At 62.1% G+C, this 15,703-nt stretch carries 16 protein-coding genes; 15 read left to right on the top strand and 1 reads right to left on the bottom strand.

The annotated features are described in order from the left end of the window. The first annotated feature begins 636 nt into the window (after positions 1–636). Genes P2Q66_RS12620 through P2Q66_RS12605 form a run of 4 tightly spaced genes read left to right on the top strand, consistent with a single transcriptional unit; the run spans position 637 to position 3,752 of the window. Positions 637–1,140 carry a hypothetical protein gene (locus tag P2Q66_RS12620; RefSeq protein ID WP_275728523.1) on the top strand — a complete coding sequence of 168 codons (504 nt, stop codon included), beginning with the start codon at positions 637–639 and terminating at the stop codon, positions 1,138–1,140. Then, the gene (locus P2Q66_RS12615) at positions 1,140–2,129 is read left to right on the top strand and encodes a hypothetical protein (RefSeq protein WP_275728521.1); all 990 of its coding nucleotides are present in this window, start codon (positions 1,140–1,142) and stop codon (positions 2,127–2,129) included. The genes P2Q66_RS12620 and P2Q66_RS12615 overlap by 1 nt, the downstream gene beginning before the upstream one ends. Next, complete coding sequence (locus P2Q66_RS12610) at positions 2,126–3,307, top strand: alpha/beta fold hydrolase (RefSeq protein WP_275728518.1); 1,182 nt, start codon at positions 2,126–2,128, stop codon at positions 3,305–3,307. Before P2Q66_RS12615 ends, P2Q66_RS12610 begins: the two co-directional genes overlap by 4 nt. Then, positions 3,294–3,752, top strand: a complete 459-nt coding sequence (locus P2Q66_RS12605; RefSeq protein WP_275728515.1) for a hypothetical protein — start codon at positions 3,294–3,296, stop codon at positions 3,750–3,752. The genes P2Q66_RS12610 and P2Q66_RS12605 overlap by 14 nt, the downstream gene beginning before the upstream one ends. 64 nt (positions 3,753–3,816) lie before the next feature. On the opposite strand, the gene P2Q66_RS12600 is transcribed toward P2Q66_RS12605, so the two are convergent. After that, positions 3,817–4,131 carry a helix-turn-helix transcriptional regulator gene (locus P2Q66_RS12600; protein ID WP_275728513.1) on the bottom strand — a complete coding sequence of 105 codons (315 nt, stop codon included), beginning with the start codon at positions 4,129–4,131 and terminating at the stop codon, positions 3,817–3,819. 230 nt (positions 4,132–4,361) lie between these two features. On the opposite strand from P2Q66_RS12600, the gene P2Q66_RS12595 reads away from it, so the two are divergent. The 11 genes from P2Q66_RS12595 to P2Q66_RS12545 all read left to right on the top strand — a co-directional run. Further along, complete coding sequence (locus P2Q66_RS12595) at positions 4,362–5,438, top strand: CHAP domain-containing protein (RefSeq protein ID WP_275728511.1); 1,077 nt, start codon at positions 4,362–4,364, stop codon at positions 5,436–5,438. Further along, entirely contained in the window at positions 5,438–5,947 is a 510-nt protein-coding gene (locus P2Q66_RS12590) for a hypothetical protein (RefSeq protein ID WP_275728508.1), read from the top strand. The genes P2Q66_RS12595 and P2Q66_RS12590 overlap by 1 nt, the downstream gene beginning before the upstream one ends. A gap of 41 nt (positions 5,948–5,988) precedes the next feature. Next, positions 5,989–7,461, top strand: a complete 1,473-nt coding sequence (locus P2Q66_RS12585; protein WP_275728506.1) for a chromosome partitioning protein ParA — start codon at positions 5,989–5,991, stop codon at positions 7,459–7,461. 36 nt (positions 7,462–7,497) lie between these two features. Then, positions 7,498–8,112: a DUF6668 family protein gene (locus P2Q66_RS12580; RefSeq protein WP_275728504.1), complete on the top strand. Its 615-nt coding sequence runs from the start codon at positions 7,498–7,500 to the stop codon at positions 8,110–8,112. Beyond that, positions 8,109–8,378 (top strand): hypothetical protein, encoded by a 270-nt coding sequence (locus P2Q66_RS12575; protein ID WP_012623549.1) that lies wholly within the window; start codon positions 8,109–8,111, stop codon positions 8,376–8,378. The genes P2Q66_RS12580 and P2Q66_RS12575 overlap by 4 nt, the downstream gene beginning before the upstream one ends. A 27-nt stretch (positions 8,379–8,405) precedes the next feature. After that, a complete protein-coding gene (locus tag P2Q66_RS12570) occupies positions 8,406–9,158 on the top strand; it encodes a hypothetical protein (protein WP_275728497.1) in 753 nt (250 codons plus the stop codon). A 1-nt stretch (position 9,159) separates the two neighbouring features. After that, positions 9,160–10,428, top strand: coding sequence for a hypothetical protein (locus P2Q66_RS12565; protein ID WP_275728495.1), 1,269 nt, complete (start codon positions 9,160–9,162; stop codon positions 10,426–10,428). Beyond that, positions 10,415–11,923 carry an SCO6880 family protein gene (locus P2Q66_RS12560; RefSeq protein ID WP_275728492.1) on the top strand — a complete coding sequence of 503 codons (1,509 nt, stop codon included), beginning with the start codon at positions 10,415–10,417 and terminating at the stop codon, positions 11,921–11,923. Before P2Q66_RS12565 ends, P2Q66_RS12560 begins: the two co-directional genes overlap by 14 nt. Positions 11,924–11,967: 44 nt before the next feature. Further along, positions 11,968–13,518: a DUF87 domain-containing protein gene (locus P2Q66_RS12555; RefSeq protein WP_275728489.1), complete on the top strand. Its 1,551-nt coding sequence runs from the start codon at positions 11,968–11,970 to the stop codon at positions 13,516–13,518. Then, complete coding sequence (locus P2Q66_RS12550) at positions 13,515–15,284, top strand: TraM recognition domain-containing protein (RefSeq protein ID WP_275728486.1); 1,770 nt, start codon at positions 13,515–13,517, stop codon at positions 15,282–15,284. Before P2Q66_RS12555 ends, P2Q66_RS12550 begins: the two co-directional genes overlap by 4 nt. Before the next feature lie 11 nt (positions 15,285–15,295). Next, the coding region (locus P2Q66_RS12545) for a DUF4913 domain-containing protein (protein WP_275728484.1) at positions 15,296–15,703 on the top strand (408 nt) is incomplete at its 3' end.

Here is a 15,703-nt window from a genome sequence, read left to right as displayed (position 1 = left end):
CTGCTGGTGAATTGCGTGAAGCCTGGTGTTGGCAAGGCGCTCCTCAACCACGTCAGACAGCCAGTCGCTGACGTACTGGTACCCCTCCGCTTTTGCAATTTCCTCCATTGCATCTGCCTTAGGAGTAGCGATGCGGAAACCGACGAATTTGCGATCGCCTTTGGAGCGCCTGCCCGTACGAGTAGTTGGAGCCATCATCCCTGTCCTTTGAACTACGGCAGCTGTGGCTGCCTTTACTTCAATAGAGTGGTCGAGCCAATTACTCAGCGGCCCTGAAGGAGTGAAATGCTGGACCTTCCAGCTCCTCTGAAACTGAAACTACCACCGACGGCTTCCGCGCTCCGGCATTGAAACAGAAACAGTCTCGGCGTGTTGAAACGGAAACAGCTTCATATTTCAGCCCGCCGCAAGAGGTCCGAGCACATCAGCATGAGCCGGCTGACAAAGGCTCGACGCTGGCACGCCATGCGTACGTCGCATTGGTGCTTCCCTTCCGTTCGTGACAAGCGACTGTCGTGCCCTCTTGGTAAGGTGGGCCCGATTTGCCTTGGTCTTTGTTTTGGCCATTCCAGTAAAACATGTCTGAAACATGTTTCAGACTACCCTAGTAGATACAACCATGCGAAGGAACTTGTAGTGACGCAAGCTCTGCGTTCCTTGTCAATAACTAAGTCTGAGCAAGCGTTCCGTGATGCCTCAGAGGCTTTCGAGAGCCTAGATATTTCGTCTGGTCTTACGCTTGATCAGATCGTAAGTGCCGTCGAAGAAATTCGTGGCCGTCGGATTCGTATCAAAGCAACCGACAGATTGCGTGGCACCCCCATCTGCGGCCTCTGGGTTCCGGGAAGGAGACAAGAATGGGTGTTTCATCCTCCGACTCCTTGGGAGTTGCAGCGGCAGCAATTCATCCTCCATGAACTTGCCCACATGGTCCTGGGGCATGATGCGAATTCCGCAGCCCGCGTGTTGCTAATAGAAGGACTGCAAAGCCTGTCACCTGAGCTTGTACGTCGAGCGCTTATGCGAACAGAATTTCGTACAGTGGAGGAGGCCACCGCCGAGTACCTCGCGGATCTGATGGCGGAAGCGCTCAGGGGAACTCCAACAGAGCCAGGAGCTTTCGAGGAGGTCTTCGGATAGTGCAAATCTTCACGGCAGCGCTGATGATCGCCCTGAGTGTGGTTGTCTTAGTGACCCGGCGGCCCGGGAAGGACACGAGCATCCTCTGGGCGTCGGTCCTCATCTCCATCTCCTTGCTCTTCAACGTCGATTCCGTTTATGTAGTCGTTGATCAGCTCTTGTATGGACGGAACTATGCCGACCTCGGTGCAAACCTCCTGCTCTTGGTTGGCGTCTACTACCTGGCAAGAGCCATCAACAGGGCTGCCCGTCCCCTTCCTGTACTGGGACATGCCAAGGCGCCCTGTGTGCTAGGTAAGGCCGGCGTGATGGTAGCCGCGTCCGCTGCAGCTGCTTTTTTCAGCCTGATCGATGCCCCAATGACTTCCACAACCTTCATGATGCAGTACGGGGCTCAGCCTGCCGCTGCCCTATATTCGGCGGTCCAGTACGTATACATCGGTGCAGTGATGGCCGCGGCAGGTTGGACCTGCCTGCGTTTCCGCAAGTCATGGAGCACAGGCAATTACAAGACGGCGTTCGCATTGGTAGGTCTGGGTTGCTTGTCAGCTGTCCTGCTAGTGGTTAACGTACTAGCGCTTGACACGATGCATGTCTTGGGCGAGCTGCAGGCAATGGCCATGCTCAGTGGGCTGTATGGGGCACTCAATGCAACAACTTTTACTCTGCTCTGCACCGGACTGGCGCTCCCGCCAGCACGACGCAAAATTCTCTCCATATACGAAGCTTCACGGATTAATTCCATGCTCGCTGAATTAGACCCAGTCTGGAAGGTGGCCATCGCCGGGAATGTCGGGGTGACATTAGACTTCGCGGTCGTACCCGAACGTCCGCACCGACGCCGACGTGAACTGCACCGCATGATTGTGGAGATTCAAGACTCTCTTGTCCGGGATCCTGGAGCAAGAAAACGGATCGGTAGCGACGGACTTGATAAGCTCGCTAGGGCAACCCGATACCTCGAGCGGCAATCGTGGCGCCCGAGATGACTGCTGCTATCGCCAATTTGGTGGTTGCTGCAACCTGCGGCACACTGACGACGCTTGCATGGGCGGCACGGAAAGCCGTCTCTCCCACCCACAAACCCCGCTACGACATCGTGCCCCTAGCGATAGATGATGATGAAATCGAGCTTCGGGCAACCAAGCGCACGCTTGCATCAGGGACCTTTGGACTAAAAATCGCTGGGCAAGATGACCCAGCTGTTTTAGGACCCGTGCTTGCCGCCAAAAACGGGGCTGTTAGGCGTCGCCTTCTCTATCGGCCAATAGCATTGTCATTGCAGTCGCGTTGCAGGTGGAGCGGCATCGTAGCCGTCACTCCATCTGCCCCGTTTCTTGAAACTGAGGTGCCCACCAGGCTAGGTCCGGCTCCTGCATGGATTGTCGATAAGGGAAGCGACCTGTGGGCAATTCACGTACACGGCCAGGGGAGTGACCGCCGACAGACACTTCGAGGCGTGGAAAGCGCAAGTGCTCTAGGTCTGACCTCACTGATAGTTTCCTACCGCAACGATGGTGAGGGGCCGAGATCGCGGGATGGCCGCTCTCATTTGGGCGAGTCTGAGTGGCAAGACCTTGAAGACGCGCTCAAGGTCGTTAAAGAGCGGGGAGGAAACAGCTGCATCATATTTGGCTGGTCCCTTGGGGCGACCATTGCTCTCAATGCTCTCCACCGTTCAGAGCTGGCAAAAATGATCAAAGGCGTCGTGATGGTGTCTCCGGTACTGAACTGGGAGGCGGCCTTCCGCGCGAACGCCCACCACCAAGGCTGGCCCCGGTTCCTCGGTTCCGTGATCACCTCGTTAATTGCCTCAACTCAACTGTGCCGGCTGGCTGGCCTCCACCAGCCACTGGACATCAGGAGAGCGGACGCGAACAGATTCAGCCGCAGGCCCGACGTTCCAGTGTTGATACTGCACAACAAAAACGACTGGTCCGTCCCCATCGAACAATCTGTCCGCTTCGCTGCGGCCCACAAGGGACAAGTAAAACTGGTTGGTTTCGAGTGTTCAGGCCACACACAGGAGTGGAATGCAGACCCGGTAGGGTGGGATTTGGCAGTTCGTTATTGGTATGGAAATTTTTTCCAATCGGACGGGGCTGAGGCTCAAGCTGCAACGTCAGCTGGTGAACTTTCGGATGGGGTAAGAAATGGCTGGCAGTGAGACTGCCCGGGATCGGCTGGCAAAGGCGGAGACTCTTGCTCGCAAGGTGAATCTTCTGCTTGACGTAGTGGTGGCCGAAGGTGGCAAGCCGTACGAATTCTCGGATATACAGGCCGGCCTCCGCCAGCACGGATACGAATTGTCCAGAACTCGGTGGTGGCGCATCCGGTCCGGTGAATCGCTGGAGGTTGTTCCCACTGAGGCGCTGGTTGCACTCGCCAAGTTTTTCGAGATTGACCCGGTATACCTAACAGATGAAACCGGTGAACTTCCAGAGCGCATTGAACGGGAGCTTCAGCTTCTGAAGAAGATGCGACGAAACCAGCTGAAGAACATCGCAGCTCGAACTCTCGGCGACATTGACATCAAAACCCTAGAAGCCATCAACGCTCTTCTCGATGAAGTCGATGCCCTTGAAAGAATTGATCCGGAGAACCCTGAATAACGTTCGAAACATGTTTCGTCCCTGTTAGGGTGGTGATATGGCTACTTAGAGCAAGGCGTCAGGATCAGCGCCCCTCGATATAGTCAAGGTATGCGCGCGCCAAGGTTCGGACCTTGGCTGGTCGCATAGCATAGGTGACATCCCGGCCTTGGCGAACACCGCGCGGAGGATCAGTTTCGATCAAGCCATCATCTTCAAGGGCTTCCAGATGCCGGTTCAGGCTCGGTCTGCCTATATCCAGCTCGGCCTGGAGCTGCCCGATCGTCGAGGGACCCAGAATAGCCAATTGCCTCAAAACCTTCGCTTGAGCCCTGTTGCCCATGAATCTCACTGCGGCTTCGACATCTGGAGGAAGATTCGGTCGGATCAGTCGGGGCATGCGTCTATACTGCCCGACTTTCCATTGAATCATCACGACTATCCATGCTGCACTCTATTGCTAAATAAAAGAGTGCGTGCCGCGGCTCCCTTTATGTGGAGTCGTCAAGACAGCTGCCCGCAGCGTCTTGGTCTCATCTCCGATGCCACTTGTGCTTCCACCACCGACCTAGCGACGAAAACGGACGCCACGGGCCTCTTGTTCGTCGGACCAGACGGGGGTCTGCGCTGATGCGGGGCAGGTCATATGCTCTGGTTACGCTCGCCGCCGCCCCGGTACTGTTTTTTGGCCTGATATTCAGCATGCTCGTGCTGCTCACCCCTTCGAAATCTACCGCGGCTACCTGTGGCCCGGCCGTTTCTGCCGTCATCGACGCTGGCACCAATGTTGAGGGCTACACCATGGAGCAACTGAAGAACGCCGCGGCGATCATGGGTGCCGGTAAGGCCCTGGACCTGTCCGTGAAGGGCCAGATGATCAGCGTCATGGTGTCCCTGGGGGAGTCTGGCCTGCGTGTCCTTGACTATGGCGACGGACCGGGCCCTGACTCCCGCGGGCTGTTCCAGCAGCGCGACAATGGCGCGTGGGGCTCCTACGCGGACCGCATGGACCCGATCATCAGCGCCACGAACTTCATCAAGGCCCTGCAGAAGGTCGAGGGTTGGGAGCTGCTGGAACCGACCCTGGCCGGCAACAAGGTCCAGCGCAACGCCGACCCGCACCACTACCAGAAGTACTGGCCCGAGGCGGTCAAGCTCGTCCAGGCGCTCTCTGACGGGAAGTTCTCGCTGGAAGGCAGCGACTGCGCCATTCCGGGGAAGTCCGGTGCCGGGGATGACTACCCCTGGAAAGACTCTCCTACTTGGATGCAGGTCGGTGCCGGAGCTGCCGCCGCATCGCCGCTGGGTATGTTCTACCGCGAGTGCGTGGACTTCGCCCTGTGGCGGGTGAACCAGCAGATGGGGTCCACCGGTGAGCCGTTCAAGTTCCTCAACGGCACCTTCCGTCCGGACGGGCAGGGCCTTGGCTCGGCCCTGACGTGGAAGGCCGGCTGGGACGCCAAAGGCTGGCCCACCGGTTCCGTTCCCCGCGTTGGTGCCGTCGTCTGGTACGCGCCCGGTGCCGGGGGAGCGGACCCGGCCTTCGGCCATGTCGCCGTGGTCAAGGAAGTCAAGAACGACGGGACCTATGTCGAAGAGGGCTACAACGGCAACCCGCCCCCTGATGACCACAACTATTACACCCGGACCGTCAGCAGTGATGTTCCTTCAGCGTTCCTGTACCTGCCCACCCAAGAGGAGAAGTAATGAAGAAGCCCTCGGCCCTGATCGCAGTGGCCCTGCTCTGCGCCGCGTGCGCACCGGCAGCGAACACCACGCCTGCACCGGCAGAATCGACCGCCACGCCTTCTGCGCCGGTTTCGCTGAGCGCCAGCAGCGGTCCACAGGCTCCCGGGGGCACGGTCCCGGCCACGATCGGGATCACCTGGGATCAGGCCGGCAAGGACGCGGCCGTAGACGTCGCTGAAAAGGCCATGATCGACTTTGCCCGGCCCGGTGTGGAGGAAAAGCAGTGGGCCAACGATCTTGCCCGCTGGCTGACGCCCCAGGCCACCGCCGATTACTCGGCCGTGGATCCGTCCAACATTCCCGCCAGTCGCGTCACCGGCCCGGCCGCACTGAGCGTCGATGAAGCCAACGGCTACGGGGTTATGGCAGCGGTACCCACCGACGCAGGGACCTACACGGTGCAGCTGCTCCGCACAGGCAAGGAAGCCCCGTGGAAGGTCAACCGCTTCACACCCCCCTCGTCCTAAGCGCCGGAATCCTCCATCTCACCCACGTAAGGAAGAAGCCCATGAGCACCACCTCAACTCAGGTCCTGGCCTTTCCCAACATCAGGGCCATCGTCCGTGACAACGGAACCGCTGAGGTCGTCGTCGCGGGAAACTCCCGCATCGTCCCTGCCGGGGAATCCCTGCAGGATCTTCGCAACAACGCCCTGGCCATCGTCGTGGTCGAGGCACAGACGCTGAACCGTCCCGTCAGAGTCCAGATCGAGGATCCCGAAGGGCACGGTGAACTCATCGTGCACCCGGACAACAGGATTGAATCCGTCTCCTACGAGGCACGCCCCGCCCGACGCCGGGCAGAAGCACCGGAACCCACGGCTGAGACGCCAGCTCCCACAGTCGATGACACCGTCCAGGCCCCTGCGCCTGAGCCTGTGGCTGCTCCGGCAGAACCTGCGGCTGCCGCCGTCGCTGCCGTGGACCGCCAGCCGTGGCCGCCGAACCCCGTGTCGTCAGAGACGACGGACATGCCGGCCACCTCGGTGCCGGAGACGGCAGTGGTCACGGAGGAAGCACCGCCGACCCGGCGGAGCTTGAAGGAAACTTCGTTCCTGGTCAGCGCCCCTGTCCTGGAACCGGCTACACAGGGCTGGCGGGGTGCGCTCACGCGCCTTGGCTTCCGGATGGACCCGTCCGCCGAAGAACTCTCCGAGCGGGAGGATATCCGCACGGTCAGCCAGCACTGGCCCGGTCCCCGGACCATCGCCGTGGTCAACCGCAAGGGCGGTGCGAACAAGACCCCCACGGTCGTGATGCTCTCGGCCATCCTCGCCCGCTACAGCGGGGCCGCGACCGTCGCGTGGGACAACAACGAGTCCCAAGGGACGCTGGGGTGGCGGACCGAAAAGGGCGCCCATGACCGCAGCGTCCTGGACCTGATCGATTCCTCGACCGAACTGCTCTCCCCGTCAACGAACGCTGCCGAAATCGCCAAGTTCGTCCACCACCAGACCGCCGACAAGTTCGACGTCCTGCGCTCGGACGAGAACGAAGAAGGCGACCACGAAGTCACCTCGGAGGAAGTCGACATCGCCCATCAGGTCCTCACCCGCTACTACCGGCTGGTGGTCATGGACTCGGGCAACACCGCCCGGGCGGCGAACTGGCGCCGGATGATCCACCACACCAACCAGCTCGTCGTTCCTGTGACGGCCATCGAGGACCGCGCAGAAGCTGCCCGGCTGACGCTGCAGACCCTCGAATCCCGTGGCGGCGACGACGCCGACCTGGCCCGCAACGCCGTCGTGATCGTCTCTGAATCCACCGATGCCAAGCGGACCATGTCCGGGGATGCTTTGAAGCGGGCCAAGGACGAGGCCCAGCGGATCGCTGACGGCTTTGAACCGTTCGTCCGGGCTGTCGTCCGGATTCCGTACGATCCGGCGCTGGTCAATGGCCCCATCCGCTATGAAGCCCTGCAGCCCGCCACGCAGCGGGCGTGGCTGGCGGCCGCGGCCGCCGTCGCCAAAGGCTTCTAAACCCACCCATCATTCGGACTTTCGGAAGGAGGAACCATGCAACAGTCCCTGAACCCCTGGGTCACCAGCCCCACTACGGACATCTCGGAAGAGGAAACACTAAATACGTATATGCCGCCGGCGGCAGTCATCAGTGCTCCTCTGAAGGGGATGGTCGAACCCGACGCAGCGGACCGGCTTGCCCGCCGCACCATGAGCGGTTCCGCCGCGTTGTGGATCATCGGCGCACATGGGGGAGCAGGCGAAAGCAGAGTCGCGGATCTCCTTGGGGCACGCGCCACCGATCACTGCTGGCCCGTCCTCCAGGGCGGCGGCGAGCCGCGGGTGCTGCTGGTCTGCCGCGCAGACATGCGCGGCCTCACAGCCGCAAGGAACGCACTGACCCAATGGGTGTCAGGAGCCACACCGAAAACTGACCTGCTCGGCCTCGCGATCCTGGCGGACGCACCGGGAAAGACCCCCAAAGCGCTGCGTGACTTCGCCGCGATCGTCGGCGGGGGAGCGCCTCGACTCTGGACCCTGCCCTGGGTCGAGGCATGGCGGCTCGGAAACGACACGCCCCTGCCCCGCGAATTTCAACGCTTCATTACTGACATAGCCACCTTGGCTGCCGACACATCAAACACCGCTCACTGGAAGGTCTCACCATGAACTACTTCTCAGCACTTGCAACTGGCGTCATCCCTAACCCCACTCCGACCATCCCTGCAGAGGCAGACGGGCTGCTCCTGGTCCTGAACTGGGCCTCCGGCATCGGCTTGGTCCTCGGCGTCCTTGGCGTGATCATCGTCGGCATCGGCATGGTCATTCAGCTCCAGCGAGGCGAAGGTGCGCAAGCCATCGGCAAGCTCGGCTGGGTTCTCCTTGGCTGCATTATCATCACCGGTGCCGCCGGCATCGTCCGCGCCTTCGTCTAAGCCACCACCACGAACGGGAGGTTCACCGTGAGCCAGTCAACAGAGAGCACCACCGAAAGCAATCCGTTCACCAAGCCCGGGTTCATCATCGCGGCCGCGCTGGTGGTCGCGCTGATCGCAGCAACCATAGTGATCTTCCTGCTCCCCAAAGGACAGCCCAATGCACAATCCGCCCCTGCGCCTGTGGAGTCCAGCAGATCAGCCAACCCCAGCGCTTCAGCTGAGGCTACCAACAGCGTCTGTGGTCTGCCCGCCTCGGCAGAAACGGCTTTGGGAACGGCGCCGAATACGAAGTGGGAACTTGTCGGCAAGATGGCGACGCCGACTGATCCGGAAACCTTCGGCCCGGGTGCAACTGACGAGAGCGGATTTCGGTCGTGCTTTGCGCATTCACCAACGGGCGCCCTCTATGCAGCGATGAACGTGGCCGCGCTCGGTTCAAGCGGTTCCCCCGAGCTCGTGGCAAAACTGGCCGACAAGCTGCTCGTACCCGGGACTGGGAGGGACGCTGCCATGCGGGAAGCCAGCACAGACGTCAGTTCCCCAGGGAACACGACAACTATTCAGGTACGTGGCTTCCTCATAAAGTCCTACACCCCTTCGGAGGCCAACATCGATCTTGCCTTTGAAACAAACAACGGGGCGCTGGGCCACTCCGTCATATCCATGCGTTGGATCGACGGTGATTGGAAAGTGAAGCCAGCCGACGACGGTGTAACCTTCGGCAGCGTCTCCCAGCTTCGCGATTTGAGCGGATTCATCCTCTGGTCCGGAGTCTGACGTGGCTGACTGCAAATGGGGAGACATAAGCTGCGGCTTCGGGAACGCCCTCTCTGATCTGGCCGATGACGCCATAGGCAACATGGCTAAAGCCATCATGGAGGGCATGAGCCAGATGGTGACAACACTGTCTACCTTCTGGGTTTCGATGCCTACGGTAAACCTGGCCAGTGAAGACGGCAGCACTCCGAGCTCCGTTGTCGCTGCGGTCAATAATGAACTCCTGCCTTGGACGCTGACTTTGGCAGTTCTCGCTGTCATCCTCGGTGGCATCCGGATGATCTGGGAACAGCGTGGTGCGCCGCTGAAAGACCTGCTGCGTTCGCTGCTCACGCTGACCCTAGTCTCAGGTCTTGGCTTGGGCGTCATTTCCATCTTGGTGATTGCGGCTGACGCTTTCTCTGTCGCCATCATCGAGCGTTCGACGGACGGCAAGGGATTCGCAGAGTCCATGAGCATCTTCCTTACGCCCCTGCAAACCGATGTCGGCGTGTTTATCCTCATCATCCTGGGCCTCGTCGGGCTGATTGCTTCACTCGTCCAGATCGTGCTGATGGTGGTGCGCAGCGGCATGCTCGTTATCCTGGCCGGCATCCTGCCCACGACGGCAGCGTTCACGAATACCGAGATGGGCAGGCAGTGGTTCCAGAAGGCAGTTGGCTGGACCATCGCGTTCATTCTCTACAAGCCGGCTGCGGCGATTGTTTACTCAGTTGCGTTCCTTCTCATGGGAAACACCACGGGCCAGGACGGTTTGGTCGGTTCGATCAGTGGCTTCACGTTGATGATCGTTGCTTTGTTCGCTTTGCCGGCGTTGATGCGGTTCGTTACGCCGATGGTCGGTGCCGTGGCCTCGGGGAGCGGGGCAGCGGCCGGGGCCGCGGTTGGTGCCCTAGCAACCGGTGCCGTCTCCCTAGGCCGTGGTGGCAGTGGAAGAGGCAGCGCCACGCCAACACCTCCGACCACGAATAACACGCAAAGCACGCACGCTGGGTCCTCTCCCAAGGGCAGTGATGGAGCGTCTGGTCCTCGGGGCCGGGGAGGTCAGCCCGCTCCCGGTGTTACGGGTCCGGGCGGAGCCGCTGGCGCTGCAACCGCGAGCAAAGCAGGCACTGCGGGAGCGGCGATGGGGGCAAGTGGCGGGGCAGCAGCAGCTGGCCCTGCTGGCATGGCTCTAGCGGCTGGGGCGCAGGTGGCGTCCAAGACGTCGCAGGCAATCGAAAAGACCGCGCAGGATTCAACCGGGGAGGGCCCCAGTGGCAGCAATTAACACCGAATACAAGGAACCGTCCTACGGCAACTGGCGGGTGCCGAAGTCAGCGGGCGTGGCGAATTTCAGTGCTATCAGCACTCTCATTGCCTTCAGCGGTCTGCTGCTGACCATTATCAGTTTCATGATCTGGGGCCTATGGGTTGGCCTGGCTGTTTTTGTGGTGATCGAGTCGCTGGCCTTGACGCTTTCGTTCAAGGACAAACACGGTCAGTCCACTATCGACCGATTCGCTATCAAGATGACCTTCCGGATGTCCAGGTCTTCCGGGACGAACCTCTACCGCTCGGGTCCACTGGGTGTGACGGAGTGGGGCATGTACCAGCTCCCCGGTCTGGCCGCGAACTCAACCCTGTACGAGTTCACAGACTCCTACAAGCGCCCGTTCGCCATGCTGCACGTCCCGGCCACCAGCCACTTCACCGTCATCTTCTCCACCGAACCCGATGGAGCCTCCCTTGTGGACCCTGAGCAGGTCGACGCATGGGTGGCCAACTGGGGTGGTTGGCTGGCCGGCCTTGCCGACGAAGCCGGACTGGAGGCCGCGGCCGTCACGGTCGAGACCGCACCCGATTCCGGGTACCGGCTCCGGAACGAAGTCGAGATGAACATCGACCCGAACGCGCCCGAATTTGCCCAGGCCATTCTGCGTGAGGTCGTTGATACCTACCCGGAGGGATCGGCCACGGTCCGTGCCTGGGTGTCTCTGACCTTCAACGCCTCCATGCGGTCCGGGTCAAAGAAGCGAACCCCCGAAGATGTTGCCCGAGACCTCGCCTCCCGGATCCCGGGGCTGTCGGTCCGGCTGCAGTCCACCGGAGCAGGTATCGCCCGGCCGATGTCGGCGCAGGAACTCTGCGAAGTCGTCCGCATCGCCTACGATCCACCTGCAGCGCTGATCATTGATGAAGCCCACGCCGCCGGTTCCCCCGTTGCCCTGACCTGGAGTGAAGTCGGCCCTACCGCCACGCAGGCGAACTGGGATGACTACCGGCACGATTCCGCGTTCTCTGTCTCCTGGACCATGACCGGTGCGCCCCGGGGTTCGGTGAACTCTTCGGTTCTGTCCCGGCTTCTGGCCCCGCACGGGGACATTGACCGCAAACGGGTATCCCTGCTCTACCGTCCAATGGATTCGGCTCGGGCAGCTACCATCGTCGAGCGGGACCAGAACAACGCCAACGTCCGCATCACTTCCGGAACCCGGCCCAGCGCCCGGGCCCTGGTCGATGCCCGTTCGGCCGTGCAGACCGCCCAGGAAGAAGCCCGCGGCGCCGGCCTGGTGAACTTCGGCATGGTCGTCACCGCCACAGTGACCGACAAAGAACGGCTGCCTGATGCCGTGGCCGCCATCGAACAGACCTCCGGCACCGCCCGGGTACTCCTGCGACGCGCCTACGGCTCGCAGGACACCGCCTTCGCCGCCTCATTGCCGCTGGGACTCGTCCTGCCCAAGCACAGCATGGTCCCCTCCGAAATCAAGGACGCACTCTGATGGCCCTCAAAGACCTTTTAACGTCAATGACAGTAAAGCCACTAATGCCAGCAAAAGGCGCCCCAAAGGACCAGACCGCGAAGCAGCCCCGCGAGGCCGGGCCCGGTGCCCGTGGCTGGTCCGGACGCGGCGGCGGCATGGCCCAGCTCGTCCCGACCGTGAAGGAATACCGGGGGACAACGGTTCAGGTCTGCGGCCTGTGGCCGTTTTCCTCCGGCGCGTCCTCGCCCATGATCGGCGTCCCGCTCGGCCGCCACGAGGAAACCCAGGCCACAGTCTGCTGCGACCCGATCAGCTGGTTCCAGCGCGCACGCCTCATCTCCAACCCTTCCGCTTTCATCCTCGGCAAACCCGGGCTGGGCAAGTCCACCCTGGTCCGGCGCATGTTCCTTGGCCTCGCCGCGCAGGGCGTCAACCCCTTGGTTCTCGGGGACCTAAAAGGCGAGCACGTCAAAGCCGTCGAAGCTCTCGGCGGGCAGGTCATCAAGCTCGGCCGCGGCGTCGGCTACCTGAACATTCTCGATCCGGGCCAGGCCGTCGAGGTCGCCCAGCTCCTCGAGGACCACGGCCACCACGAAGCAGCCACCCGGGTCCGGGCCGACGCGCACGGCCGCCGCCTGAACATGGTCGTCTCCCTCATCACCATCAGCCGGAACAACCCGCCCACCGACCAGGAACAAACCATCCTGGACCGGGCACTGCGGGTCCTCGATGACCGGTTCGACGGCATCCCGGTCCTGAAAGACCTGCTGGACGTCATCGTCTCCGCCCCGGATGAGCTGCGGCAGGTCGCACTGGACCGCGGCGACATGAACGTCTACCTGCAGGAGACCCGGGCACTGGAAGCGACCCTGCTGGGCCTGACCGGGGGAGGGAAGCTGGGAGAAATTTTCTCCCGGCAGACCACGAACCCGATGAAGCGGGACCGCGCCGTGGTCTTCGACGTCTCCAGCATCGACGAAACCGAAACCGACCTTCAGGCCGCCGTGCTCCTCGCCTGCTGGTCCTACGGATTTGGAACGGTGAACGTGGCCAACGCCCTGGCGGACGCGGGCCTGGAGCCGCGGCGGAACTACTTCGTGGTCTTGGACGAGCTGTGGCGGGCGCTGCGCTCCGGCAAGGGCATGGTCGACCGGGTGGACGCCCTGACCCGTTTGAACCGGTCCGTGGGCGTCGGGCAGATCATGATTTCCCACACCATGTCCGACCTGCTGGCCTTGCCGGCGGAAGAGGACCGGATGAAGGCCCGGGGCTTCGTTGAACGTTCCGGGATGGTGATCTGCGGCGGCCTGCCGGCCTCGGAGATGCCGCTGCTGACCTCCGCGATCCCTTTGTCGCGGCAGGAGCAGCAAAAGCTCATTTCCTGGCAGGACCCGCCCGCCTGGGACTCACGCGGCCTCGACATCGAACCCCCGGGCCGGGGCAAGTTCCTGATCAAGGTCGGCGGCCGCCCGGGCATTCCCGTCCAGATCGGGCTGACCTCGATTGAGAAGAAGGACGGCCTGAACGACACTGACACCCGCTGGCACCCACCGGCGAAAACGCTCATGGACCCGGCAGCACCAGCGCTGCCGACAGAAGGAGGCGCACTGTGAGTGCACCAAACCGCAAGGGAATGGGCCTCGAAGATGCCCTGCTGGTCTGGCTGGCCATCGGCGCCATCGTCGTCTTCGGCGGCGGCACCTACGCCGCCGCGCATCTCGGGTCCTGGATGGCCGGCATCGCCGCGCCCCCGGCCCACCCCATCGACCTGGTCGCAGGACTCATCAAGGGCAAGGTGCCCTGGCCCACGCAGTCCACCGTAGCGGCGTGCCTTATGGTCGGCCTGATCCTGGTTCTGGCCATCGTCGTACTCGTGGCGTGCCGGAAAGGCGCATCCAAACGCGCCCGCGTGGACAAGGCCGCCCGCTACCTGGGCCGCGGTAAATCCCTCGACGCGTTCTCCGAGAAGGGAGCACAGGCCAAAGCCGAACGCCTCGGTATCAAGGACAATCCCGGGATCGTCGTCGGCAAGGTCGTCTCCACCGGCCAGAAGTTCATCCAGTCATGGGAAGACCTCAGCCTCGATATCTGGGGACCACGAACGGGTAAGTCCACCTCGCGTGTGATGCCCGCGATCCTGGACGCGCCCGGTGCCGTGGTCTCGACCTCTAACAAGCGCGACGTCGTGGACGGCACCCGGGGTGTCCGCGAGAACGTGGCCCCGGTGTGGGTCTTCGATCCGCAGAAGATCGCCCAGGAAGAACCGGACTGGTGGTGGAACCCGCTCTCCTACGTCACTGACGAAGAGAAGGCCTACAAACTCACCCAGCACTTCTCGGTCGGTTCCCGGGTGCCGGGGTCCAAGCCGGACGCCTATTTCGATCCGAAGGCCGAGGACATCCTTTCCTCGTACTTCCTCGCGGCCGCCCTGGGCGATTTGCCGATCACGCAGGTCTACCTGTGGGTGACCGAGCAGGTCAGCCAGGAACCCATCGAAATCCTCCGGGAGCGTGACTACGAGCTGCAGTACAAGGGCCTGGAGTCCACGCTGAAGCTGGCTGACAAGCAGCGCGACGGCATCTTCGGCACCGCCGAGAAAATGATTCAGTGCCTCAAGAGCAGGAACACACTTCGCTGGGTCGCCCCCACAGGCGGCGCAAGCGTGGCCAGTGATGCACGCCGGCAGTTCGACCCGCACGCCTTCGCTGCCTCTCAGGAGACGATCTACATCCTCTCCAAGGAAGGGGCCGGCTCAGCCGCCCCGCTCACCACGGCACTGACCGTGGCCATCGCCGAGGCGATGGAAGAACGCGCCGAGCGCAGCGGCGGCCGCCTGCCCAAACCTGCGCTGTTCGCCCTCGACGAGCTGGCCAACGTGGTCCGCTGGGCCGGCCTGCCGGACCAGTTCAGCCACTACGGCTCCAAAGGCCTGATCGTCATGGGCATCCTGCAGTCCTGGTCCCAAGGCGTCGAACTCTGGGGCGAAGCGAACATGCGAAAAATCTGGTCAGCCGCGAACGTCAAGGTCTACGGCGGCGGCGTCGCCGAAGAAGGGTTCCTCCGCGCACTCTCAGACCTGATCGGGGACTACAGCTACATCAACGTCTCCGTCTCATCAGGGAAATCCGGGTCCAGCCGCTCCCGGCAGGAGAGCAAGGAACGCATCTTCGATGTCTCCAATCTGGCCGAGCTGGACCGCGGCCGTGCCGTCATTCTCGCCTCCGGTGCACCCGCCACCCTGGTCCGGACCATGCCCTGGTACACAGGGCCACACAAGGACGCCGTGGAAGCGTCCATCAAAAAGTACAGCCCGCAGCCAGAGGAAGAACCAGTACCGGTAGCAGCGGCACCAGCCGCAAATCCATGGGTGACCGGGTAGGGGAGTAGGGCATGACTATCGAGATTGGCAGATTCAGTGAAGCGCACAGCGCCAGCGCAGAAGAGCCTGCCGACAAGGCTGGCGATGAGCAGAAGCCCCCGGAGCTGGTGTACGGCTCTGCGGAGGAATTCCTGCACGAGCAGTTGCTCCCTACTTACGTCCGCGATGTTGACGGGCGCGCAGCAAAATGGTGCATCGAATGGTTTTTCCACCCGGAAGCCGTCTCCCGTGTGGAAGCGCTGTGGCGGGCATGGGAACACCTACGACTCGACGGGGCAACCGGAATCAGCGTGTGGTTCAAAGACCACGCAGACCACCACATGAGCGTGCTCCTGGACCCACGCGGGCCGTTCTACAAATGCGACATGCAAAAGCACCGAGACCCTGAACACCTCGAACCAAACAAAGCCCCAGCGGGC

Source organism: Arthrobacter sp. Cr_A7 (assembly GCF_029222765.1).
Lineage (GTDB): Bacteria > Actinomycetota > Actinomycetes > Actinomycetales > Micrococcaceae > Arthrobacter.
The sequence above is the reverse complement of the archived record's forward strand: the minus strand, read 5'-3'. Positions and strand labels throughout refer to the sequence as shown.